The sequence below is a fragment of the Brevundimonas sp. EYE_349 genome (assembly GCF_023147505.1).
In the GTDB taxonomy this organism is placed as follows: domain Bacteria; phylum Pseudomonadota; class Alphaproteobacteria; order Caulobacterales; family Caulobacteraceae; genus Brevundimonas.
This window is the reverse complement of sequence record NZ_JAHXPB010000004.1, coordinates 113770-135875: the sequence shown is the minus strand read 5'-3', so window position 1 is coordinate 135875 and position 22106 is coordinate 113770. Positions and strand designations below refer to the sequence as shown.

Sequence of the window (22106 nt, the reverse complement as noted above, 5' to 3'; positions counted from 1 at the left end):
GCCGCATCGGTTGTTCGAGGAGTTCGCCCATGCGTCGTCGCACCTTCCTGTCCGCCCTGCCCGTCGGGGTTCTGGCGGCGAACACGGCTCAGGCGCAGCAGCCCGCGCCGACGACCGCCCCGCCCGCCCCTGCCCGCCCGGCCGACCCCTACGCCGGCGTGGCCATCGGCGACCGGATCTCGGGGCCCAGGTTCATGGGACGCTCCACCGTCTGGGGCGCGAACGGGGCGGCGGCGACGGCGCATCCGGCCGCCAGCCTGATCGGCATCGACACCCTGCGTCGTGGCGGATCGGCCATCGACGCAGCCATCGCCATCAATGCGGCCCTGGGCTTTCTGGAGCCGACAGCCAACGGAATCGGCGGCGACGCCTATTGCATGCTGTGGGACCCGAAACAGAAGAAGGTCGTCGGTTTGAACGGCTCGGGCGCCAGTCCGCGCGGGCTTAGCCTTGAGACGGCGCGATCCAAGGCCATCGACGGCTACCTGCCCCGTTACGGGGCGGTGACGGTCAATGTGCCCGGCGCGGTCGACGCATGGTGGAGCGCGCACCAGCGGTATGGGAAACTGCCGTGGAGGGACGTGCTGCTGCCGGTCGCGGAGCTTTGCGAACAGGGTGCGCCCGTGCCCCAGGTCATCGCCTATTATCTGGAGCGCAACATGGCCGCCTTCGACCGGGGGCAGATTCCGATCGAGGAGAACGACAACCGAAAGCGCATCTGGGCCGCCGGCGGCGCCACGCCCAAGGTCGGCGAACTGTTCGCCAACCGCTATCTGGCCAAGACCCTGCGGATGATCGCCGAGGGCGGGCGCGACGCCTTCTACGACGGTCCGCTAGCCGATCAGATGGAGGCCTATTTCAAGCGAATCGGCGGTTGGATGACTCGCGCCGACCTGTCGGCCCACCACACCGAATGGGTCGAGCCGATCCAAACCAACTATCGCGGCGTGGACGTCTTCGGCCTGGGGCCGAACACGCAGGGCCTGTCCACCAACCAGATTCTGAACATCTGCGAACAGTTCGATCTGAAATCCATGGGCTTCCAGTCAGCCGCCTCCCTGCACGTCCAGGCCGAGGCCAAACGGCTGGCGTTCGAGGACCGGGCGCGCTGGTTCGCCGACGACCGATTCTCCGAGACCCCGGTCGAATGGCTGAACTCCAAGGCCTATGCCGCCGAACGGGCCAGGCTGATCCGGCCGGATCGGGTGATGGATCGCGTCATGCCCGGCGACGCGCCGCACCACGGCGACACCACCTATTTCAGCGTCGCGGACAGCGACGGCATGATGGTCAGCTGGATTCAGTCCAACTATCGCGGCATGGGCTCGGGCCTGGCGCCGGACAATGGGTCGGAGCCGCTGGGTTTCATGTTCCAGGACCGGGGCGAGTTGTTCGCCCTGACCGATGGCCACCCCAATATCTATGCGCCTGGCAAACGCCCTTCCCAGACCATCATCCCCGGTTTCGCCGTCAAGGACGGGGAACCCTGGCTGGCGTTCGGCGTCATGGGCGGCGCCATGCAGCCCCAGGGCCAGGCCCAGATCATCATCAACATGGTCGACTATGGGCTGGAGCCCCAGGCGGCGGGCGACGCCCCGCGCTGGCAGCACTATGGCTCGTCCGAACCGACCGGGCAGCCGCAGGAGGGGAGCGGCGTCCTGCATCTGGAGAGCGGCGTGCCCGAGGCGACCAAGGCCCAGTTGCGCGCCATGGGCTGGACGCTGGGCGAACCGGACGGGGGGTTCGGCGGCTATCAGAACGTGATGAAACAGGTGAATCCCGGCGGCCGCTGGACCTATGGCGCGGCGACCGAGATGCGCAAGGACGGGATCGCTCTAGCCTATTGAGATCGGGCGACTGATGACCCACGACGAGGTCCGCGCGCTTCTGCTGTCGTTTCCCGGCGTGGAGGATGGCGTGTCCTATGGCGAGCCCTCGTTCAAGGTGGCGGGCAAGTTCTTCACCTGGATGCGCCCGGCGCTGGACGACAGCATTGTGGTGCATCTGGACAATCTGGATGAGCGCGAACTGCTGATCGGGATGGACCCGGCGACGTTCCATTTCACCGGTCATTATCGCGATCACGCCATCGTCCTGGCGCGGATCACCAGCGTCAATCCGGTCTGGCTGAAGGCCATGATGGAAAAGCGCTGGCGAAAGGTCGCGCCCAAACGGTTGGTGGAAGGCGTCGATCAGGCTTGACCTGACGCGACGGAAATCCAGCATGGTCCGTATCCAATAAGAACGGACATAGAGGCTGGGGGCGGGCCGTGACGGTAAGGGTCGAGGATCGGATCATCAAGTCCAGTGACGGCTGGCCGCTGGAGGCGACGTTGTTTCGCCCCGATGAGGCGCGGATGGCGGTGCTGATGTCGGCGGGGACCGGGTTTCCGCGAGGATTCTATGGTCGGTTCGCGCGCTGGATGGCCGCGCGCGGGGCGGCGGTCCTGACCTATGACTATCGCGGGATCGGCGGATCGCGGCCCGAGGATCTGGCGGCGATGCAGATGGATTACACCGACTGGGGGCGGCTGGACATGCCAGCAGCCCTGGAGGCGTTGAAGCGGGCGGCGCTCGGTCTGCCGGTCTTCCATGTCGGCCACAGCGTCGGCGGCCATTTCGTCGGCTTCATGCCGAACCAGGGCGAGATCGCCCGACACGCCTTCGTCTCGGTCGGCAGCGGCTGGTGGGGCGGGCATCATCCGACGTACAACCCGTTCGAGCTGATGTTCTGGCTGGTGCTGGGCCCGCGCGATCTGCGCAAACACGGCTATGTCCGCAGCGGCAAGCTGTGGCGTGGGACTGACCTGCCGCGCGGGGTTTTCCAGACCTGGAAACGCTGGTGCCTGAAGCCGAGCTATTTCCTGAAGGAACTGGCTGACGGCGCGCTTGACCCGCAGCAGTTCGACCGGGTCACCGCGCCGATCCGGTCGTGGGTCTTCAGCGACGATCCCATCGCCACGCCGACGACGGGTGCGCGCCTGTTGACCGCCTATTCCACAGCAGCGGCTGAAATCCTGTTGCGTCGGCCCGAAGACTACGGCGTCAAACGCATCGGCCACGAGGGGGCGTTCAGAAAGGGCATGGAGCCATTGTGGGAGGAAATCCTGGAGTGGTTCGAGGCTGAACGCGCGCACCCTTTCGAACCGGTGAAGCAGGATTGATACAGGCGAAACAGTGGCGAAGCCGGGTTCAAAACCTATATCGGGCGACACGACCCAGCAGGAGATGCGCATGGCTTACGGCGACCAACCCACGATCACCGTTGATGAAATCGAAATCCCGCTGCTGGGGTTCGGGACCTGGCAGCTGGAGCCCGACGATGCGCGGCGCATGGTCGCTGAGGCCCTGCGGATCGGCTATCGCCACATCGACACGGCCTGGATCTACAAGAACGAGAAGGCCGTGGGTCAGGGCATTGTCGATTCGGGCGTGGCGCGCGAGGACATCTTCCTGACCACCAAGATCTGGGTCGAACATTTCACCCACGACGCCCTGCTGAAACAGGCGAAGGAATCGGCCGGCAGCCTGGGGACGACCCCGGACCTGTTGCTGCTGCACTGGCCTAAGACGACGCCGACGTTCGAAGAAACGCTGGGCGCCCTGAACGAGGCTAAGGACCAGGGGCTGACGCGGGCGATCGGCCTGTCCAACTTCCCGTCCAAGGAATTCCATCAGGCGCAGGCCCTGTCCAAGGCCCGCCTGATCACCAATCAGGTCGAACATCACCCCTATCTGGGCATTGACCAACTGGTGGCGACCGCGGCCGAGTTGGGGTCGTCGATCACCGCCTGGTCGCCGCTGGCTCAGGGCAAGATCGCCGACGACGCCACGATCAGCGAACTGGCCAAGGCGCATGACAAGACCAACGGCCAGATCACCCTGCGCTGGCTGATCCAGCACGGGATCATCGCCATCCCGCGCACGACCAAGGAAAGCCGGGCGCGCGAGAATTTCGACATCTTCGACTTCGAACTGTCGGACGAGGAGATGCAGCGGATGGATGCGCTGGATCGTGCGGAACGGATCGGGGACTGGCTGGACCCGGCGTTCGAATGGGACAAGACTGACGCCTGACGTAGCGGAGGCGCGGATGCTGAGAGACCGGGACCGGCCGCGACTGTGGCGGGCGACCTTTGCGGTCGTGGGCTGGGCGACCCTGGGTCTGCAATACATCCTGATGGTCGGCCCCAGCCAGGGTTGGGACGTCGTCGAGCGGACCGTCAACTATTTCAGCTATTTCACCATCCTGACCAACATCCTGGTCGCCCTGGCCTTCACCGGCCCGCTGATCGACGCCGATCGCAGGCTGGCGCGCTGGAGCGCCAGCGAAGGCGTGCGGGCGGCGGTCGCCATGTACATCGTCGTGGTCGGGGTGGTGTACCACCTGCTGATCGCGCCGCACTGGCAGCCGGAGGGCCTGCTCTACGGGGTCAATCTGGTGCTGCATTACCTGATGCCGGTCGCCTTCGTGCTGGATTGGCTGTGGTTCACGCCCAAGGGTCGGCTGCGCTGGATCGACCCGGTGAATTGGCTGACCTTTCCGCTGATTTATGGCGGCTGGACGCTGGTTCATGGACTGGCGACCCACTGGTGGCCCTACGGGTTCGTGAACGTGGATGCGCTGGGCCCGGTGCGAGTGATCGCCGTGTTCGCCGGGCTGCTGGCCTTCTTCGGGCTGGTGGGGATGGCGTTGGTGGGGCTGGACCAGCTGTTCGGGCGAACGGCGCGTGACAGCGGGCCGAGAGCCGCCTAAGCCACCGCGCATGGCCTACAAATCCCTGCGTGACTTCATCCAGCAACTGGAAGCCGACGGCGAACTGGTGCGGGTGTCCGAGCCGGTGTCGACCGTGCTGGAGATGACCGAAATCCAGACCCGGCTGCTGCGGAACGGCGGCCCGGCGGTCCTGTTCGAAAAGCCGGTGATGCCGGATGGGACCATCAGCCCCATCCCCTGCCTGGCCAACCTGTTCGGCACGGTGAAGCGAGTGGCGATGGGGGTCACGCTGGAGGGCAAGGCGCGCACCACCACGGCGGAACTGCGCGAGGTCGGGGAACTGCTGGCCTTCCTGAGAAATCCGACGCCGCCGCGCGGCTTGGGCGATGCGATGGAGATGCTGCCGCTGGCGCAGACCGTCCTGTCGATGCGACCCAAGACGGTGAAGAAGGCCCCGGTGCAGGAGGTGGTTCTGAAGGGCGACCAGATCGACCTGACCGCCCTGCCCGTCCAGTCGTGCTGGCCCGGCGAGCCCGCGCCCCTGATCACCTGGGGTCTGGTGGTGACCAAGGGGCCGTCGGACGACCGCGAGGACGATTTCAACCTGGGCATCTACCGGATGCAGGTGCTGGGCAAGGACAGGGCCATCATGCGCTGGCTGGCGCATCGTGGCGGGGCGCAACACTATGCCCGGCACAAGAAGGCCGGAAAGCGCGAGCCCCTGCCCTGCGCCGTGGTTCTGGGCGCCGATCCGGGCACGATCCTGGCCGCCGTGACGCCGGTGCCGGACACCCTGTCTGAATACCAGTTCGCGGGCCTGATGCGGGGCGCCAAGGCCGAGCTTGTTCCCTGCAAGACCGTGCCGCTGATGGTCCCGGCCCAGGCCGAGATCGTGCTGGAAGGCCACGTCCTGCTGGACGAGTTCGAAGACGAAGGCCCCTACGGCGACCACACCGGCTATTACAACTCGGTCGAGAAATTCCCGGTCTTCCAGGTCAGCGCCATCACCATGCGCCGTGACCCCCTCTATCTGACCACCTTCACCGGCCGCCCGCCTGACGAGCCCAGCGTGCTGGGCGAGGCCCTGAACGAGGTCTTCATCCCCCTGCTGCGCCAGCAGTTCCCCGAGATCGTCGACTTCTGGCTGCCGCCCGAGGGGTGCAGCTATCGGATCGCGGTGGTGTCGATGAAGAAGGCCTATCCGGGCCACGCCAAGCGGGTGATGCTGGGCGTCTGGAGCTATCTGCGCCAGTTCATGTACACCAAATGGGTCATTGTCGTGGACGACGACATCGACGCCCGCGACTGGAAGGACGTCATGTGGGCCATCTCGACCAAGATGGACCCGGCGCGCGACATTACCCTGATCGAATCCACCCCCATCGATTATCTGGACTTCGCCTCGCCCGAGAGCGGTTTGGGCTCCAAGATCGGTCTGGACGCCACCGACAAGTGGGAGCCCGAAACCAAGCGCGAATGGGGCGAGGAGATCCGCATGGATCAGGTCGTGATCGACCGTGTTTCCGACATGTGGGACCGCCTGGGCCTGCCCGGCGACGGCAAGCCGATCTGGAAGTGAAGCCCATTCAACGACTTGCGAACTCATGGCAAGACGGCGGCGTTTTTTGAGAACCCAACCTTGACCGTGGCGTTGTCTTCCCGCTCCGGCGGAGGCTGAGCCTTCGCTTCATCAGGGAAGGGAAAATCCATGAAGTCTCGGACAGCGGTTAGCGCCATGGCCTTGGTCTGCGCGATGACGATGGGCCTGGCGGCCTGCGGACAGGGCGACGGAAAGAAGACGGAGGGCCGCCCGCAATCGATCGCCGCCGCCACGGGCAACGAAGCGACACAGCAGAAGCTGGGCCTCTACACCGAAGCCTTCAACAAGCTGATCGACAAGAACTGGGGCGTGCCCGAGAACTTCGACAAGTACCAGAAACTGGATATTCCGTCCGCCGATGCAACCGGTTCGATCTACTTCCCTGAGAACATCACGACGCTGGAACAGGCGATCGAGAAGCTGAAGGAAGGCAAGGCCCTTTCGGGCGGCGCGCAGAGCCAGCGGGCCGATGCGGCGGTGGACAAGCTGATCCCCCAATTGGAGGCCCTGCTGGCCCAGTGGAAGACGCTGGACCCCTATTTCGAATCCCGCGCCTATCGCGAAGACGGTCTGGCCAAGGCCAAGGCCGCGCACCCGGCGGTGATGACGGCCTATCAGGGCGCAGTCGCCGGGATCGGCGAACTGGACGCAGCCCTGTCGGAATATCAGCGCGCCCGAAACGCCGCCCAGATCACCGCCCTGAACAAGGCCGGCCACGCGGCGGAGGCCAATCTGGTCGACGCCATGCAGAAGGCCGACCACTTCACCACCGCCGTAATGGAGGACAAGGCGGAAGAAGCCGACCGCCTGCTGCCTGGCCTGGTGGCGGCGACGGCCAAGGTGCGCGAAGCCGAGGCGGCCATGGCCTCAGACGCCAAGAACAAGTCGGAGTTCAGCTCCATCGCCGACCGCCTGGATTCAATGGTCGGCTCCTGGCGCGACTACAAGCAGAGCAAGTCCGACTACGAGCGCGAAAGCATCGTCGACGACTACAACCGCGCCATTGAAGAGATGGGCGACGTGGAACTGCCAGCCTGACCAAGCGGCGCCGCCTTCGTGCATGACGGAGGCGGCGATCCCACGGTGCGGCAAAGGTTGAATGCTTGTCAGGGCGGACCAATCGGCTCACGAAAGCCGATATGAAATCCCATCTCGCAATCTCGGCCCTGCTGGCCGCCCTTGCCTGTAGCGTGAGCCCCGCCATGTCCCAGACGCTTCCCAACGCCGCCCCCTGGGACCAGGCCTTCCTGCCGCCCGTTCCCGCCTGGAATGGCGCATCCAAGGCCCTGCTGCGCGACGCCGGCGATCCGTGGGTCACGGCGTTCGAGGCCGATCCGGGCCATGACTTTTCGCCGAACTACGCCGACACCCGCGCCTGGTTCGACCGGCTGGATCAGGCCAGCGACCTGATCCGCATCGAACAGTTCGGCGTCTCGCCCGAGGGGCGGCCCATCTATGCGGTGATCGCCTCCAAGGATGGCGCGACATTTGATCCGGCAAAGCCGGTGCTGATGATCCAGGCGGGCATCCATCCCGGCGAGATCGACGGCAAGGACGCGGGCATGATGCTGCTGCGCGACATCGCCTTCTATGGAAAGGACGCCCTGCTGGATCGGGTCAATCTGATCCTGATCCCGATCCTGAGCGTCGATGGCCATGAGCGCGCATCCGCCTATTCCCGCCCCAACCAGCGCGGACCGCGCATTCAGGGCTGGCGTAACACGGCGACCAACCAGAACCTTAACCGCGACTATCTGAAGCTGGACCAGCCTGAGATGAGGGCGGTCCGGGGCCTGATCCTGAAATACCGGCCGGACCTGTATGTGGATGTGCACGTCACCGACGGCATGGATTACCAGTACGACGTCACCTACGGCTTCAACGGCGAGGACGGGGCGTTCAGCCGCTCACCCAACGGCTCGGCCTGGCTGGATTCGGTCTTCAAGCCGGCGATGAACGCGGCGTTGGAACGCGAGGGCCATATTCCCGGCGAACTGGTGTTCGGCCTGGACGACGACGATCCGAAAAAGGGCCTTTCGGACGGCGGGCTTGGCGAGCGATTCTCGAACGGTTGGGGCGCGGCCGCCCATGTGCCGACCATCCTGATCGAGAACCACAGCCTGAAACCGCACGAGCAGCGGGTCTTGGGCACCTATGTCTTCATCGAGGCGGCGATGCATTTGCTGGCCGACCAGGGCGCCGCCTTGCGGGCCGCCACCGATCAGGACAAGGCCCTGCGCCCGACGCAGATCCCCGCCAACTTCGAGGCTGACGACGCCCCGTCGTCCACCCGTCCGTTCAAGGGCATCCTGTACGAGATGTACGACAGCCCCGCCTCGGGCCGGAAGGAAATCCGTTGGCTGGGCCAGCCCGATCCAGACCTGTGGCAGATGCCCTTCTATGGCTCCAAGCCAACCCTGACCCTGACGCGCCCGGCCGCCTATTGGGTGCCGGGCTATCGCACCGACATCATCGAGCGGCTGCGCGCGCACGGGATCGAGATGGAGACTCTGACGGCGCCGCGCACGGTGAACCTGTCGATGCTGCGGCTGGTCGAGCCCAAGCTGGCCACGCGCGCCAACGAGGGTCACGTCCAGGCCTCGGTCAAATCGGTCGAGGTCGAGACGCGCGACTGGACCTATCCGCCCGGCTCGGTGCGGGCGCCGACCGACCAGCCGCTGGGCGACATCGTCGTGCTGCTGCTGGAGCCGCAGTCCAGCGAGAGCTTCTTCGCCTGGGGGATGTTCCCCGAGGTCATGAGCCGCGTGGAATATATCGAGGCCTACGCCATCGCGCCCCTGGCCGAGAAGATGCTGGCGGCGGACCCGGCGCTGAAGGCCGAGTTCGAGGCCAAGCTGGCCGCCGAGCCCGCGTTTGCGGCCGATCCACAGGCGCGTCTGGCCTGGTTCTATGAGCGCACGCCCTTCTACGACGACCACTATCTGCTCTACCCGGTCGGGCGCGAGGACTGATCGATGACCACCCCCCTCATGCTCGCCATTCAGGCCGCCGCCCTGTGGAGCGGCCTGCTGATCCTGATGATGCTGGTGTTGTCGGGCATCGTGGTCAGCGGGCGGCGCAAGCACATGGTTTCGCTGGGGGATGGCGGGAACGCCGATCTGATGGCCGCGAGCCGGGCCTTCGGCAATCTGGTGGAATATGCGACGCCCGGCATGATCGCCATGCTGCTGCTGGCCGCCGTGGGCGCGCCCGCCTGGATGGTGCATGGGGTGGGCGCGACCCTGCTGGTCGGGCGGATCGCCCATGCGCTGGGCCTGCTGTTCCAGACCGGGCCGTCGCTGGGCCGGGTCGTGGGGATGTTGCTGACCTGGGTGGCGCTGCTGACGGCCGCCGTGGGCCTGATCGCCTTCGCGGTGGTGTGAGGCGAGGGGCGCGACAGGTTGCGGTGCAGCAGGGCGTCCGCCATATCGGGGCATGACTGAAACCCTGGCTGCGCCCGTTTCCACCGATCTTCTTAACGACATCGTCAAGGCGGCTTTGAAGGCCGGCGCCGACGCGGCCGAGGCGGTCAGCGCCGACCGCCGGTCCCTGTCGCTGGGGGTGCGCAACGGTAGGCTGGAAGATATCGAGCGCGAGGAATCGCGCGACCTGGGCCTGAGAGTGTTCGTGGGTCAGCGTCAGGCATCGGTGTCGGCCTCAGATCTGTCGCCGGCGACGCAGGCCCGGCTGGTCGAACGCGCCGTCGCCATGGCGCGGCTGGCGCCGGAAGACCCCAATGCCGGCCTGGCTCCGCAGGAGCGGCTTGCGCGCGGCCCCCTGCCCGACCTGGACCTGTTCGACGCCAGAGAGCGCAGCGCCGAGGCGCTGGAAGCCGCCGCCGCAGAGGCCGAGGCCGCCGCCTTGGCCGTGACCGGCGTGGCGCGGTCCGAGGGTGGTCACGCCTCCTGGTCGTCCAGCCGTTGGCGGCTGGTGACGTCGCACGGGTTCGACGGCGCCTATGAGGGTTCGGCCTTCTCGCTGGGCGTCGGCGTCATCGCCGAAAAGGACGGGGCGATGGAGCGCGGCGGCGAAAGTCGTTCGACCCGCCACCTGTCCGACCTGCCGGGCGCCGACCAAATCGGGCGCACCGCCGGCGCGCGGGCCGTGGCCCGTGTGGGGCCGAGGAAGATCGCCTCGACCACCGCCCCGGTCATCTTCGACAATCGCATGGCCGGCCAGATCGTTTCGCCCGCGCTGGGGGCCATATCCGGCCCATCCATCGCGCGCGGCACTTCCTTCCTGAAGGATCGGTTGGGCCAGCGGGTGTTCGCGCCGGGCGTCACCCTGATCGACGATCCGTTCCGCCCGCGCGGCATGGGGTCGACCCCGTTCGACGACGAAGGCGTGGCGGTCGAGCGGCGCGCCCTGTTCGACGACGGCATTCTGACCACCTGGCTGCTGAACAGCGCATCGGCTCGTCAGTTGGGCCTGGAGACGACCGGCCATGCGTCGCGCGGCCTGGCGGGTCCGTCGGGCGTCTCGACCCATAATCTGCATATGGAGGCGGGCGAGCGCGATCTGGCGGGTCTGATGGCGGATGCGGGGTCGGGCCTGCTGGTGACGTCGATGTTCGGGCCGTCGCTGAACGGCAATACGGGCGACTGGTCCGCCGGGGTGTCAGGCTTCTGGTTCGAGAACGGCGCGATCGCCTATCCGGTCAGCGAAGTGACCGTGGCCGGCAAGCTGACCGACCTCTATCTGCGCATCCAGCGCGGCTCGGACCTGGAATTCCGGGGCGGATTCAACGTGCCCAGCCTGATGTTCGACGCGGTGGCCATCGCCGGCAAATGACGGACCTGAACGACGATCTGGAGCTTATCCGCCAGGCCGCCATCGACGCGGGCGCCCTGGCCATCGCCGAGCGCGAGGCGGGGCTGAAGATCGAATCCAAGCCGGGCGGTTCGCCCGTCACCAGCGGCGACCTGAAGGTGGACGCCATGCTGAAGGACCGGCTGCTGTCGGCGCGACCCGACTATGGCTGGCTGTCGGAAGAGACGGCCGATTCGCCGGATCGCCTGTCGAAACGGCGCATCTTCGTGGTCGATCCGATCGACGGCACGGTGGCCTATATGAAGCGGACGCCGTGGTGGTGCGTGCCCATCGCCGTGGTCGAGGACGGTGAGGTCGTCGCCGCCGTCATCCATGCGCCCGAGGTGGACGAGACCTATGTCGCCGTGCGCGGCGGCGGGGCGCGACGCAACGGCCGGGTCGTCACGGCCTCAGATGTCGATACGCTGGATGACGCCTCGATCCTGGGCGACGCGCGGCTGATCGAAGCGCCCTATTTCGACGAACCGTGGCCGGCGATGCGGTTTTCAAAGCGCAACGCCCTGGCCTATCGCATGGCCCTGGTGGCGTCGGGGGCGTTCGACGCGGCTCTGGCCCTGACGCCCAAATGGGACTGGGACGTCGCCGCCGGCTGGCTGATCGCCACGGAGGCGGGGGCCAGGGTCAGCGATCATCACGGCCGCGCCTGGGCCTTCAACCGGCCCGATCCGCGTCAGGCCAGCCTGGTTTGCGCCGCCCCTCTGATCCAGCCGATGATCGTGCGGCGCTGTAAAAACGTGCCGTTTTCGACCTGAGCCGGGGGCGGAAAAACCCCTCCCGACATTGATCCGAGGCCGTTCTCGGCCTATTGCGCGCGCAAAGCTCCCTCCCCCAATGCCTGGATTGTCGATGACCGATCAAAACACCGTTCCGCCCCAGCTTCTGCACATCGTCATCGGCGGCGAGTTGCGTCACCTGGGCGAGCCGACCTTCCGCGACCTGTCGCAGGTCGAGTTCGTCGGCGCCTTCGGCAGCTACGACGAGGCCAAGAAGGCCTGGAAGGCCCGCGCCCAGGCCACCGTGGACAACGCTCACATGCGCTATTTCATCCTGCACGCCCACAAGCTGATCGACCCGCGCGGCGACGCCTGATCCTGCGACATCGGGGCGTCCGAACCGACGCCCCGATCCGACGTTCACTCCGTATGCGAGGACGACGATGAACCTGGAGCCGCAACAGATTTTCCAACTGGTCAGCCTGCTGGCCGTACTGGCGCTGTTCAGTTTTTCGCTGCGCGGCCACATGAACTACGCCCGCTGGTTCAAGAAGTGGGAGGCCGACCGCAAGGCCCGACGCGAGGCCGAACTGGCGGCCGGGGCGCGTGAAAACGATCCCGGCGCGCCAAAGACGGGGCCCTGGGGCTGAGCCGCAGGGCTGCCCCCCCTAATCATCGGCTTGCCTATTTGGCGAGGAGTACGGCTCAAGGAGCGGCGCCCCCTACTCCCGCCGCAGCAGTCTGTCGGTCAGCAGCGTGCCCCACCATCCCGCCTTGAACTCGGCTCGGATCGCCTTGGGTTCATATTCAGGGCTGTCGATCCAGTCGATGAAGCTGATCCCTTTCGGCTCGACCTCAGCGACATATTTTTCCAGCGTATAGTCCAGCACCCCCGTCAGCCCTTCGCGCGAGTGCAGGTATTTCTTGGACAGCTGTTTCATCGCCACCGAGATCGGTTCGCCCAGATGGAAGTGGCGATAGAAGACCGCCATCATCCCCGCCCGGTCCGCACCCGACTTGCAGTGGATCAGCACCGGATACTCGATGGTCTTGAACAGATCGCGGGCGCGGTGGATGCGGTCGGGCTGCGGCGGATCGCGCGAATCCAGGGGGGCGTCGATCAGGGTCAGGCCCAGACGTTCGCAAGCCTGTTTCTCCAGCCAGTAATAGCCTTCGTCCCGCTCGCCGCGCAGGTTGATGACGGTCCTGATCCCCTTGGCCCTCCATCCGGCCAGCTGGCGCGGCGACGGCTGGTTGGTGCGCACCAGGTCCGGTCCCAGCCAGTGGGCGTTGGAAAAGGCCACGCGAAGGAACGCATGGTCCGCCCAGAAATAGTGCCAATGGGTTTTGAACCGGCCCAAGGCGGTGGTGAGATCGAAACGCGACATGGAGGCCAGATAGCGGTCAGGGGCCGCCGCGTCATCCTCCACCGACGGCTGGGGCCGCGCGCGCCTGCGGGGCGCGATTCTCGATCCAGAAGATGAAGACAGAGGCGGCGACGATCAGGGCCGCCCCCGGCCAGAACCAGGGCGACGGCGTCTGCCCCAGCAGCGACCAGCCGATCAGCCCCGCCAGCGGGGCCTTCAGGTCTGCGAACGGCTGCAGATAGGCCGCATCCGCGCGCTTGTAGGCCGAGGCCAGCAGATACTGCGCCGCCGCCGTTAGCCCGCCCAAGACCAGCAGAAGCAGCAGCCCCGTCCCTTGAGGCAGGGCGAACGGCAGGCCCGTCGCCACCCCCGCCGGCAGGACGAAGGCGAAGGCGTTGGCCAGCAGCAGGATGGCCAGATGGTTGGGCGTGATCAGCACCAGCAGCGACACCGTCAGGGTCTCGGGCGTCTCCTCCCGCGCCAGCGCCTTGGTCAGGACGTCGGTCGCGGCCCACAGGGCGGCGGCCAGGATCGGGGTCAGCGCGGGCCAGTCCAGACGCTCGGCCCCGACGCCCGACACCACCACCGCGCCGACGAAGCCGGCCAGCGCCGCGCCGAGCCGGGCGCCGGACACCCGCTCGGCCAGAAACAGCGTCGATCCGACGATGACGAACAGCGGCCCGGTGGCCAGCAGCGTCACCATCTGCCAGATCGGCACGCCCGAGGCGAAGCCGTAAACGAACACATGCACCCCCAGCGCCGAGGCGAAGGCGCGGGCCTGGTGCGCCAGCGGATGGCGGGTCTTCAGCTTGCCCAGCCCGATCCGCATCACCACCGGCGCCATAAGCACCGAGGCGATCAGATATTGCCAGAAGGCCATGCCGGTGGAGCTCATGCCGAACTGCTGCGGCAGCACCGATTGAAGCGTGTTGCCGGCCGCGAACACCAGGCTGGCCGACAGCATCAACAGCGCGCCCATTGAGGCGGAGCCGGGGTTAGACGAGGAAATCTGGTTCAATGGTCGTCCTTTCCGTAACCAGTTTCCTCAGGGTTACGGGCGACGACGCGCCAGCTCGCCGCCCGGCAGGGGGCGGCGAACGCCGACGAGGCGTTGGTCCCGTTCTCTTTCATCCGGACTATACCGTCGGCCCCGGAATCGCACCGGATCTGCTGACCTCTCCAATGCTGGAGAGCGCTCGCGGGCTTGGCGTCGCCGCCTTACCGCCGGTGGGGAATCTCACCCCGCCCTGAGAACACTGCGGGCGAACCCGCAGCCCCTAGTTAGAAAAGGCGGGTGGACTGTTCAACCACCCCGGCGTTCGGGCGTTGGATTTCCATGCCTGACAGACTGCTCCCGATGATGATCGCCGCCGCCCTGGCCCTGTCCGGTTCGTTCCCGGCGGCCGCCGCAGCCCAGGCCCCGCCGCCCGAAGACCCCGGCCTGATCGCCTATCTGCGGCAAAGGGCGCTCGGGGCGCTGGACACGACCCGCTACACCGCCGCCCTGACGCCGGACGGGCGGACAATGCTGGTCTATCTGACCGGACCGAGCTGGTGCGGATCGGGCGGATGCCGCCTTCTGGTGCTGGACCGGGCGGGCGGGACCTATCGGTCGGTCGGCGAGATCAGCGTGGCGCGGGCGCCCATTCGCCTACTGGAACGCCAGAGCCACGGCCGGCGTGATCTGGGCGTCCAGGTCGCCGGCGGCGGGATTACCGAAGCCTATGAGGCCGCCGTGCCCTTCGACGGTCGCCGCTACGCCCGCAATCCGACCGTGGCGCCCGCTGTCAGAATCGAGGATGCGCCGGGCGAGACCCTGATCCGCGCCGACGAACCGGGCCGCCCGCTGGTCCCGTCGCCCGACAAGCCTTGACTCGAGGGGCGGGTCGGACGACCGAAGGCCGATGAAAGACCCCGTCGACCAGACCATGCCCCTGCGCGTCCTGCTGGCGCGAATCTGGCGCGATTACCTGTCCCTACACCGCTGGACCCTGATCACGGCCGTCGTCTGCGCGGCCGTGACCGGCGTGCTGACCGTCACCCTGCTGCAACTGTTGCAACCCGCCGTGAACGGACTGTTTCTGGGCGGCGACCAGCCGATCACCCTGTTCAGATACATTCATGTTCAGGCCAGACACGCCTTGATCGCCATTCCCATCGCCATCCTGACAGTGGCCCTCATCCGAACCGGCGCGGCCCTATTGCAGGCAGCTCTGGTCAATCGGCTTGGCCACAGCATCGTCGGCGATATCCAGGTGCGGCTGTTCGGTCGCATGATCCGCGCCGACCTGGCGCGTCTGCGCAGCCAGCACTCGGGCGGGTTTGTCTCGTCGGTCCTGTTCGACGCCAATCTGGTGCGGGAGGCCTTCACCTCGGGCGTTGTCACCTACACCCAGAACCTGCTGATGCTGGTCGGCACCATCGTCTTCATGTTCTTCAACGACTGGCAACTGGCGATGGTGGTGCTGCTGGGCGTGCCGCTGGTGGCGCTGGTGCTGCGGCGGTTCGGCAAGCGGACGCGCAAGGCCGCGCGCGGCGCGATGGCCGAGACCGAAAACCTGTCCACCGCCCTCATGGAGAACATGGACGGGGTTCGGCTGATCAAGATCGAGAACCGCGAAGCCGCCGAAGAAGCCCGCGTCGCCGAAGTCGTCGCCCGCCGCCAGCGCCACGTCATCAAGGGCGCCAACGCCCGCGCCTTCGCCGGACCCGCGTCGGACATGGTGGCCTATGTCGTGGTCGCCGCCGTGCTAGCCTACGCCGGATGGCGGGCGCAGTCGGGGGCCATGACGGTGGGCGGGTTCGCCGCCTTCATCGCCATGCTGCTGGCGGCCGGCCAGTCGCTGCGTCAGGTGACCAATCTGGCGACCGTTATGGCCGAAGGCTTCACCGCCGCGCGTCGTCTGTTCACGGCGCTGGATATCGAGCCGGAAATCCGTGAAGCGCCTGACGCCGCCACCTTGCCCCCCGGCCCGGTCGAGGTGGTGATGGACCGGGTTTCCTTCGCCTATGCGCCGAGGACCGAGGGCGGCGCCCCGACGCTGGACGACGTATCACTGAGGGTCGCGCCGGGCGAGACGGTGGCCCTGGTCGGGCCGTCGGGCGGCGGCAAGAGCACGATCCTGAGCCTGCTGCCGCGCTTCTATGACGTGACGGACGGGGCGGTGATGCTGAACGACCGCGACGTACGCCAACTGCGGCTGCATGACCTGCGCGAACACATCGCCCTGGTGACGCAGGAGCCCTTCCTGTTCGACGACACCATCGCGGCCAACATCGCCTATGGGCGGCCCGGCGCGACACAGGCGCAGATCGAAGAGGCCGCGCGTTCGGCCGCCGCCCATGACTTCATCACCGCCTTGCCCCAAGGCTATGACACCCGTGCGGGCGAGGCGGGCCTGCGCCTGTCGGGCGGGCAGCGTCAGCGGATCGCCATCGCCCGCGCCTTTGTGAAGGACGCTCCGATCCTGCTGCTGGACGAGGCGACCAGCGCCCTGGACACCGAAAGCGAAGCCTTGGTCCAGGCGGCGCTGGAGCGGCTGATGCAGGGCCGCGCCACCCTGATGATCGCCCACCGTCTGTCGACCGTGAAGAACGCCAACCGCATCTATGTGATCGAGGCCGGGCGCGTGGTCGAGGAAGGGTCGCACGACGCACTGGTGGCGCAGGGCGGTCTCTACGCCCGACTGGCGCGGCAGCAGTCGCTGGACGGCGCCCAGCCCAGCGTGGAGACGGTGGCGTGAGGCCGCTGCTTAACCCGTTCGTCCAGTCGGCCCTGGCCTGGACCCTTGCGAAGTGGATGCAGTTCTGCTTCGCCACCATCCGTTGGACCCATGAGAACCAAGAGGCGGCGCAGACGGTCTGGTCGCAGGGCGGCGGGGTGCTGTGCGTCTTCTGGCATTCGCGCATCGGCCTGTCGCCGTCGTGTTGGCCGCTGGACCGCGCGCAGCCGGCCAAGGCCCTGATCTCGCTGTCGGCGGACGGCGAGTTCATCGCCAAGGCGGTGGCGCGTCAGGGTTTTCCCGCCGTGCGCGGATCGTCGGCCAACAAGGACAAGACGGAAAAGGCCAAGGGCGGAACACAGGCCCTGCGCGACGGTCTGAAACAGCTGAAGTCGGGCGCCCTTGCGATCACGCCCGACGGCCCGCGCGGCCCGGCCAATGTCATGGCCGAGGGTCTGCCGCTGATGGCTAAACTGTCCGGGGCGCCGGTGCTGTTCATAGGCATGTCGTGCAGCCCGGCGATCCGGCTGAACAGCTGGGACCGCGCCGTCCTGCCCCTGCCCTTTGGCAAGGGCGCCATCGTCTGGGACCGCGCCGACTATCCTGAAGGCGCTCAGATCGCCGATGTGGTTGCCGACTGGACGCCCCGCCTGAACGCGGTCGAGGCGCGGGCCGATGCAATCACCGGCCTGAAGCCATGACGCCCCTGCCGCTGATCGCCTATCGCCTGGCGACCCGCGCGCTGGAGCCCCTGGCCCCGCGCCTGCTGGATGCGCGTGCGCGGCGGGGCAAGGAAGACCCCGTGCGGGTGGACGAGCGGATGGGCTTCACCCGCGCCAAACGCCCCGCCGGCGATCTGGTCTGGCTGCACGGCGTCAGCGTGGGCGAGAGCCTGTCGCTGCTGCCCGTGGTCGAGCGGTTCGTGAAGGCGCGGCCCGACCTGAACGTGCTGGTGACCTCAGGCACCGTGACCTCGGCCCAAATTCTGGCCGAGCGGCTGCCGGCCGGGGTGATCCATCAGTATGCGCCGGTCGATGCGCCGGGCGTGGTGGCGCGTTTCCTGGAGCACTGGCGGCCGGCCCTGGGGGTCTTCGTCGAGAGCGAACTGTGGCCCAATCTGTTGCTGGAGGCGCATCGGCGCGGGGTCGGGCTGGCCCTGATCAGCGCGCGCCTGACCGAAAGGACGGTCGAGAATTGGGCGCGGTTTCCCGCCTCGGCCCGGGCTGTGACCGGCGCCTTCGATCTGGTCCTGCCACAGGACGCGGCCTCGGCCCGGCGATTGGAGACGATGGGCGCGCGCGTCGATGGGCTAGTGAACCTGAAACTGTCGGGCGAGGCCCTGCCGCACGATCCCGCCGCCTTCAGCCGCCTGTCGGCCGCCATCGGCGACCGACCGGTGATCGTGGCCGCCAGCACCCATGAGGGCGAGGAGATCGCCATCGTGCGCGCCCTGGACGGTCTGGACGAGCGGATATGCCTGATCCTGACCCCCCGCCACCCCGAGCGCGGGCCGCATATCGCACAGGCCTTGGCGCGCGAGGGCTACGCCTTCGCCATGCGTTCGCGCAGCCAGACGATCGGGCCGGACACCGATATCTATCTGGCCGACACCCTGAACGAGATGGGCCTGTTCCTGCGGCTGGCCGATGTGGTCGTCATGGGCGGATCGTTCGCCCCCGCGCTGGGCCTGCCGCCGGTCGGAGGCCACAATCCGCTGGAGCCGGCGCGGCTGGGTCGGCCGGCGATCACGGGGCCGGACGCCTCGAACTGGGCGCCGGTGACGGCGGCGCTGAGCAGCGCGGGCGGCCTGACCCTGGTGCAGGCGCCGTCAGACCTGGCGGCGGTCATCGCGCCCTTGCTGGCCGATCCGGCGTCGGCCAAGGCGATGGGAGAGCGGGCGCGTCGCGCCGCCGCCGAGGCGGGCGGCGGGCTTGATCGGCTGTGGGCCGCCCTAAAGCCGCTGACGCCCCCCCCGGCGCGGGCTGGACGATGAAGCTGAACACCCCCCGCTGGTGGTATGTGCGCGACAGCAACCACGCGCGCATGACCCGCACCATGTTGAAACCCCTGGGCTGGCTGTGGGCCGGCGTCACCGCGCGGCGCATCGCCAAAGCCGCGCCTGTCGATCCAGGCTGCGCGGTCGTCTCGGTCGGCAATCTGACGGTCGGCGGATCGGGCAAGACGCCGGTCGCGCGCGAAATCCTGCGACTGTTGCGGGCGACGGGCGTTGAGGCCCAAGGCCTGTCGCGCGGTTATGGCGGGCGGCTGGAGGGGCCGATCCGTGTCGATCCGGCGGCGCATACGGCCGCCGACGTCGGCGACGAGCCCCTGATGCTGGCGCAGGGATCGCCGGTCTGGATCGCGCGTGATCGTGTGGCGGGGGCCAGCGCCGCCGTCGCGGGCGGCGCCCAGGCCCTGGTTCTGGACGACGGCCATCAGAACCCGGCGTTGAAGAAGACCATCAGCCTGATCGTGGTGGACGGCGAGACGCGCGGCGACGAATGGCCTTTCGGGGACGGATCGGTCTTTCCTTCCGGCCCGATGCGCGAGCCCTTGAAGGCCGGGCTGGCGCGGGCCGACGCCGTAGTGGTCATGCTGCCGACCGATGTGGAGGCCGCCGATCCCGAACTGCTGGCGGTGTTCGGCGCCCTGCCCGTCTTCATCGCCCGTCTGACGCCCGAGGGGCCGCCGCCGTCGGGGCCGCAGGTCGGGTTCGCCGGCATCGCCAAGCCCTGGAAGGTCGAGCGGTCGCTGAAGGCGGCGGGCTGCGACCTGGCGGACTTCGTTCCCTTCCCCGACCATGCGGCCTACAGCGCCGAGAACATGAGTTTCCTGGCCGACCGCGCGGCCGTCTATGACGCCGGCCTGGTCACCACCGAAAAGGACTGGGTGCGGCTGACGCCCGACCAGCGCGCCCAGGTCGTCGCCTGGCCGGTCGTCGCCCGGTTCCAGGATCAGGCGGCCTTCACCGCCTTCCTGAACGATTGGCTTCAGTCGGCGCGATAGACGACGCCTGACTTCATCACGAACTTCATCCGCTCCAGTTCGGTGACGTCCGTCAGCGGATCGCCCGAGACGGCGACGATATCGGCGGGCATTCCGGGCGCGATTCTGCCGGCTTCGTTCGAAATTCGCAGGTGTTCGGCGGCGCCGACGGTGGCGGCCTGGACGGCCTCCAGCGGCGTCAGGCCGGCGCGGACCAGCAGCGCGAACTCCTGGGCGTTGTCGCCGTGGGCCGAGACGCCGCTATCGGTTCCGAAGGCGATCCGCACCCCGCCCTGATGCGCGCGACGGGCCATGTCCAGCATCTTGGGCCCCGCCTCCAGCGCCTTGGCCGTCTGGGCCGGGGTGAAGAAGTTGTCGGGCCCCGACGCGATGCGGGCCACGAAATCGCCGGCCAGCAGGGTCGGGATCAGCCAGGCGCCGTTCGCCTTGAACAGGCGGATCGACTGGTCGTCCAGATAGGTGCCATGTTCGATGGAATCGCCGCCCGCCCGCAGGAAGGCGTTGATGCCGTCCACGCCGTGGGCGTGCGCCGTCACCTGACGGCCCATGCGGTGGGCGCTGTCGACGATGGCGGTCAACTCGGGATCGCTGAACTGCTGGTTCAGACCGGCGGCGGTGTTGGACAGGACGCCGCCCGTCGCGGTGATCTTGATGATGTCGGCCCCGGCGCGAACCTGGGTGCGGACCGCGCGCATGCAGTCCTCAGGCCCCGAACAGATGCTCTCGGACGACAACAGATGCATGACGTCGTCGCGATAGCCGTTGATGTCGCCGTGACCGCCGTGGATCGACACCGACGATCCGGCCGCGATGATGCGCGGCCCCGGCACGTCACCGTTCTTCACCGCGTTCCTCAGGGCGAATATGGCTTCGTTGCCCGCACCTAGGTCCGCCACGGTGGTGAAGCCCGCCATCAGGGTGCGGCGGGCGTAACGGGCGCCGACCATGGCCCGGTCTGCATCGGACAGGGTGACCTGTTCCAGCCGCCCATTCGGGTTCTGCTGGCTGGTCAGATGGACGTGGCTGTCGATCAGTCCGGGCAGGACGAAGGCGTGTCGCAGGTCCAGAACCCTGCCCTGGGAGGCGTCGCCGACGAAGCCGTCGCGCACTTCAACGACTTGGTTCCCTCTGATCACGAGAGTTTTATCGCGCTGCACAACGCCGTTCGACGGATCAGCCAGCAACCTTCCGGCCTCGACGAACGTTGTCGTGGGTTGCGACGAAACCCTAGACGCCGTGGGGGTTTGCTGGGCATGCGCGCTCATGGCTGACGCCATCAGCGCCGCCAATGCGATTCCAAAACGCTTCATCGATGTCTCCCCCCGGCCCGTCGGCCGCAAAAATGCCCCACAAGGCTCAGGTTGCCTCGCCCGTAACCTTTTGAAACAACCACGGCCCAAGACCAACCGCAACGAGGGCGTCGCATGCGGCTATCGAGACGAGGGCTGATTCTGGGCGGTTCGGCCATGCTGGCGGGATGCGCCAGCGCGAGCGCCAGGGCGCCGCTGACCACGGCTCAGACCTTGTCCCCTGTCGCGCCGCCACAGGCCGGTCTGCCGACGATCCAGACCGCCTCGCTGACGCCGCCGCCGCTGGATCCGCGCGGCCACGTCCGCAAGGAGTTGATGGAGCGCGCCATGACCGCGCTGGACACCCATCACCGCCATCTGCCGCTGCGCGACCGGATGTATCTGGTCGATTTCAAGAAGTTCTCGGGCGAAGAACGCCTGTACGAGGTCGATCTGGTCGCCGGCGAGGTCAAGGTTCTGCGCACCTGCCACGGTCGCGGCTCCGACCCCAGCCACAGCGGCTACGCCCAACGGTTCTCCAACACCCCAGATTCCAACATGTCCTCGGTCGGCGCCTACGCCACCGCCGGCGCGAACTGGGGTCGGCAGCAGGGGCCGAACGTGCTGCTGGATGGGCTGGAATACACCAATGACAAGGCGCGCGAGCGGGCCATCATTATCCACGGCGCCGACTACGCCGACCCCGACTTCCTGGCGCGCGAAGGCAAGCTGGGCCGAAGCTACGGCTGTTTCTCGGTCGCCCACACCGACCTCCCAGGCCTGCGCGAGCGAATGGGCGAAGGCCGACTGCTGTTCGCGGCGGCGTAGGGTTTTCCAAGAGGATCTCAGATCGCGCCCTGGT

23 protein-coding genes and 1 riboswitch are annotated in these 22106 nt (G+C 67.5%); of the genes, 20 read left to right on the top strand and 3 right to left on the bottom strand.

From position 1 onward, the window contains the following. Nucleotides 1–29: 29 nt before the first annotated feature. The 13 genes from KZX42_RS08960 to KZX42_RS08900 all read left to right on the top strand — a co-directional run bounded on the left by KZX42_RS08960 (nt 30) and on the right by KZX42_RS08900 (nt 12510). Nucleotides 30–1847 carry a gamma-glutamyltransferase family protein gene (locus tag KZX42_RS08960; protein WP_248118863.1) on the top strand — a complete coding sequence of 606 codons (1818 nt, stop codon included), beginning with the start codon at nt 30–32 and terminating at the stop codon, nt 1845–1847. A 13-nt stretch (nt 1848–1860) separates the two neighbouring features. Beyond that, nucleotides 1861–2202, top strand: coding sequence for an MmcQ/YjbR family DNA-binding protein (locus KZX42_RS08955; RefSeq protein ID WP_248118862.1), 342 nt, complete (start codon nt 1861–1863; stop codon nt 2200–2202). A 68-nt stretch (nt 2203–2270) separates the two neighbouring features. Beyond that, on the top strand, nt 2271–3164 hold the full coding sequence (locus KZX42_RS08950; protein WP_248118861.1) for an alpha/beta fold hydrolase: 894 nt from the start codon (nt 2271–2273) through the stop codon (nt 3162–3164). A gap of 70 nt (nt 3165–3234) precedes the next feature. Next, a complete protein-coding gene (locus tag KZX42_RS08945) occupies nt 3235–4077 on the top strand; it encodes an aldo/keto reductase (RefSeq protein WP_248118860.1) in 843 nt (280 codons plus the stop codon). A gap of 16 nt (nt 4078–4093) precedes the next feature. Next, a complete protein-coding gene (locus KZX42_RS08940) occupies nt 4094–4756 on the top strand; it encodes a Pr6Pr family membrane protein (protein ID WP_248118859.1) in 663 nt (220 codons plus the stop codon). Between the two features lie 10 nt (nt 4757–4766). Next, nucleotides 4767–6296 (top strand): UbiD family decarboxylase, encoded by a 1530-nt coding sequence (locus KZX42_RS08935; protein WP_248118858.1) that lies wholly within the window; start codon nt 4767–4769, stop codon nt 6294–6296. A gap of 129 nt (nt 6297–6425) precedes the next feature. Then, complete coding sequence (locus KZX42_RS08930; protein ID WP_248118857.1) at nt 6426–7355, top strand: DUF3829 domain-containing protein; 930 nt, start codon at nt 6426–6428, stop codon at nt 7353–7355. 101 nt (nt 7356–7456) lie between these two features. Continuing rightward, nucleotides 7457–9289 carry a M14 family metallopeptidase gene (locus KZX42_RS08925; RefSeq protein WP_248118856.1) on the top strand — a complete coding sequence of 611 codons (1833 nt, stop codon included), beginning with the start codon at nt 7457–7459 and terminating at the stop codon, nt 9287–9289. A gap of 3 nt (nt 9290–9292) precedes the next feature. After that, on the top strand, nt 9293–9700 hold the full coding sequence (locus KZX42_RS08920) for an MAPEG family protein (protein WP_248118855.1): 408 nt from the start codon (nt 9293–9295) through the stop codon (nt 9698–9700). A 52-nt stretch (nt 9701–9752) separates the two neighbouring features. Further along, nucleotides 9753–11108 (top strand): TldD/PmbA family protein, encoded by a 1356-nt coding sequence (locus KZX42_RS08915; RefSeq protein ID WP_248118854.1) that lies wholly within the window; start codon nt 9753–9755, stop codon nt 11106–11108. Then, nucleotides 11105–11899 (top strand): 3'(2'),5'-bisphosphate nucleotidase CysQ, encoded by a 795-nt coding sequence (locus tag KZX42_RS08910; RefSeq protein ID WP_248118853.1) that lies wholly within the window; start codon nt 11105–11107, stop codon nt 11897–11899. The genes KZX42_RS08915 and KZX42_RS08910 overlap by 4 nt, the downstream gene beginning before the upstream one ends. A 94-nt stretch (nt 11900–11993) precedes the next feature. Then, complete coding sequence (locus tag KZX42_RS08905) at nt 11994–12236, top strand: DUF4170 domain-containing protein (protein ID WP_248118852.1); 243 nt, start codon at nt 11994–11996, stop codon at nt 12234–12236. A 67-nt stretch (nt 12237–12303) separates the two neighbouring features. After that, complete coding sequence (locus tag KZX42_RS08900; RefSeq protein WP_248118851.1) at nt 12304–12510, top strand: hypothetical protein; 207 nt, start codon at nt 12304–12306, stop codon at nt 12508–12510. Nucleotides 12511–12582: 72 nt separating this feature from the next. Here the strand turns inward: KZX42_RS08900 and KZX42_RS08895 are convergent, their stop codons facing one another. After that, nucleotides 12583–13248, bottom strand: coding sequence for a sulfur transferase domain-containing protein (locus KZX42_RS08895; protein ID WP_248118850.1), 666 nt, complete (start codon nt 13246–13248; stop codon nt 12583–12585). A 31-nt stretch (nt 13249–13279) separates the two neighbouring features. Next, nucleotides 13280–14245, bottom strand: coding sequence for a DMT family transporter (locus tag KZX42_RS08890; protein ID WP_248118849.1), 966 nt, complete (start codon nt 14243–14245; stop codon nt 13280–13282). Between the two features lie 97 nt (nt 14246–14342). Beyond that, nucleotides 14343–14486: riboswitch (FMN riboswitch) on the bottom strand. Between the two features lie 77 nt (nt 14487–14563). On the opposite strand from KZX42_RS08890, the gene KZX42_RS08885 reads away from it, so the two are divergent. From KZX42_RS08885 to lpxK, 5 genes are read left to right on the top strand one after another with little or no spacing between them, the layout of a single operon-like run. Continuing rightward, nucleotides 14564–15100: a hypothetical protein gene (locus KZX42_RS08885; protein WP_248118848.1), complete on the top strand. Its 537-nt coding sequence runs from the start codon at nt 14564–14566 to the stop codon at nt 15098–15100. Between the two features lie 31 nt (nt 15101–15131). Beyond that, entirely contained in the window at nt 15132–16970 is a 1839-nt protein-coding gene (locus KZX42_RS08880) for an ABC transporter ATP-binding protein (RefSeq protein WP_248118847.1), read from the top strand. Beyond that, on the top strand, nt 16967–17650 hold the full coding sequence (locus KZX42_RS08875; RefSeq protein ID WP_248118846.1) for a lysophospholipid acyltransferase family protein: 684 nt from the start codon (nt 16967–16969) through the stop codon (nt 17648–17650). Before KZX42_RS08880 ends, KZX42_RS08875 begins: the two co-directional genes overlap by 4 nt. After that, a complete protein-coding gene (locus tag KZX42_RS08870) occupies nt 17647–18942 on the top strand; it encodes a 3-deoxy-D-manno-octulosonic acid transferase (RefSeq protein ID WP_248118845.1) in 1296 nt (431 codons plus the stop codon). Before KZX42_RS08875 ends, KZX42_RS08870 begins: the two co-directional genes overlap by 4 nt. Further along, entirely contained in the window at nt 18939–19955 is a 1017-nt protein-coding gene (gene lpxK, locus KZX42_RS08865) for a tetraacyldisaccharide 4'-kinase (protein WP_248118844.1), read from the top strand. The genes KZX42_RS08870 and lpxK overlap by 4 nt, the downstream gene beginning before the upstream one ends. Here lpxK and KZX42_RS08860 read toward each other — a convergent pair. Continuing rightward, complete coding sequence (locus tag KZX42_RS08860) at nt 19940–21265, bottom strand: amidohydrolase family protein (protein ID WP_248118843.1); 1326 nt, start codon at nt 21263–21265, stop codon at nt 19940–19942. The two genes, lpxK and KZX42_RS08860, sit on opposite strands and share 16 nt — an antisense overlap. Between KZX42_RS08860 and KZX42_RS08855 the strand changes: the two genes are divergently transcribed. Both KZX42_RS08855 and KZX42_RS08850 read left to right on the top strand, forming a co-directional pair. After that, nucleotides 21219–21404, top strand: coding sequence for a hypothetical protein (locus KZX42_RS08855; RefSeq protein WP_248119149.1), 186 nt, complete (start codon nt 21219–21221; stop codon nt 21402–21404). The two genes, KZX42_RS08860 and KZX42_RS08855, sit on opposite strands and share 47 nt — an antisense overlap. After that, on the top strand, nt 21380–22072 hold the full coding sequence (locus KZX42_RS08850) for a murein L,D-transpeptidase catalytic domain family protein (protein ID WP_248118842.1): 693 nt from the start codon (nt 21380–21382) through the stop codon (nt 22070–22072). The genes KZX42_RS08855 and KZX42_RS08850 overlap by 25 nt, the downstream gene beginning before the upstream one ends. Nucleotides 22073–22106 lie beyond the last annotated feature (34 nt).

What these genes read in the sequence shown, in the direction of transcription:
- KZX42_RS08960 (WP_248118863.1), top strand. Translation starts at nt 30, where the DNA reads ATGCGTCGTCGCACCTTCCTGTCCGCCCTGCCCGTCGGGGTTCTGGCG.
- KZX42_RS08955 (WP_248118862.1), top strand. Translation starts at nt 1,861, where the DNA reads ATGACCCACGACGAGGTCCGCGCGCTTCTGCTGTCGTTTCCCGGCGTG.
- KZX42_RS08945 (WP_248118860.1), top strand. Translation starts at nt 3,235, where the DNA reads ATGGCTTACGGCGACCAACCCACGATCACCGTTGATGAAATCGAAATC.
- KZX42_RS08940 (WP_248118859.1), top strand. Translation starts at nt 4,094, where the DNA reads ATGCTGAGAGACCGGGACCGGCCGCGACTGTGGCGGGCGACCTTTGCG.
- KZX42_RS08935 (WP_248118858.1), top strand. Translation starts at nt 4,767, where the DNA reads ATGGCCTACAAATCCCTGCGTGACTTCATCCAGCAACTGGAAGCCGAC.
- KZX42_RS08930 (WP_248118857.1), top strand. Translation starts at nt 6,426, where the DNA reads ATGAAGTCTCGGACAGCGGTTAGCGCCATGGCCTTGGTCTGCGCGATG.
- KZX42_RS08925 (WP_248118856.1), top strand. Translation starts at nt 7,457, where the DNA reads ATGAAATCCCATCTCGCAATCTCGGCCCTGCTGGCCGCCCTTGCCTGT.
- KZX42_RS08920 (WP_248118855.1), top strand. Translation starts at nt 9,293, where the DNA reads ATGACCACCCCCCTCATGCTCGCCATTCAGGCCGCCGCCCTGTGGAGC.
- KZX42_RS08915 (WP_248118854.1), top strand. Translation starts at nt 9,753, where the DNA reads ATGACTGAAACCCTGGCTGCGCCCGTTTCCACCGATCTTCTTAACGAC.
- KZX42_RS08910 (WP_248118853.1), top strand. Translation starts at nt 11,105, where the DNA reads ATGACGGACCTGAACGACGATCTGGAGCTTATCCGCCAGGCCGCCATC.
- KZX42_RS08905 (WP_248118852.1), top strand. Translation starts at nt 11,994, where the DNA reads ATGACCGATCAAAACACCGTTCCGCCCCAGCTTCTGCACATCGTCATC.
- KZX42_RS08900 (WP_248118851.1), top strand. Translation starts at nt 12,304, where the DNA reads ATGAACCTGGAGCCGCAACAGATTTTCCAACTGGTCAGCCTGCTGGCC.
- KZX42_RS08895 (WP_248118850.1), bottom strand. Translation starts at nt 13,248, where the DNA reads ATGTCGCGTTTCGATCTCACCACCGCCTTGGGCCGGTTCAAAACCCAT.
- KZX42_RS08885 (WP_248118848.1), top strand. Translation starts at nt 14,564, where the DNA reads ATGCCTGACAGACTGCTCCCGATGATGATCGCCGCCGCCCTGGCCCTG.
- KZX42_RS08880 (WP_248118847.1), top strand. Translation starts at nt 15,132, where the DNA reads ATGAAAGACCCCGTCGACCAGACCATGCCCCTGCGCGTCCTGCTGGCG.
- KZX42_RS08870 (WP_248118845.1), top strand. Translation starts at nt 17,647, where the DNA reads ATGACGCCCCTGCCGCTGATCGCCTATCGCCTGGCGACCCGCGCGCTG.
- lpxK (WP_248118844.1), top strand. Translation starts at nt 18,939, where the DNA reads ATGAAGCTGAACACCCCCCGCTGGTGGTATGTGCGCGACAGCAACCAC.
- KZX42_RS08855 (WP_248119149.1), top strand. Translation starts at nt 21,219, where the DNA reads ATGGCTGACGCCATCAGCGCCGCCAATGCGATTCCAAAACGCTTCATC.
- KZX42_RS08860 (WP_248118843.1), bottom strand. Translation starts at nt 21,265, where the DNA reads ATGAAGCGTTTTGGAATCGCATTGGCGGCGCTGATGGCGTCAGCCATG.
- KZX42_RS08850 (WP_248118842.1), top strand. Translation starts at nt 21,380, where the DNA reads ATGCGGCTATCGAGACGAGGGCTGATTCTGGGCGGTTCGGCCATGCTG.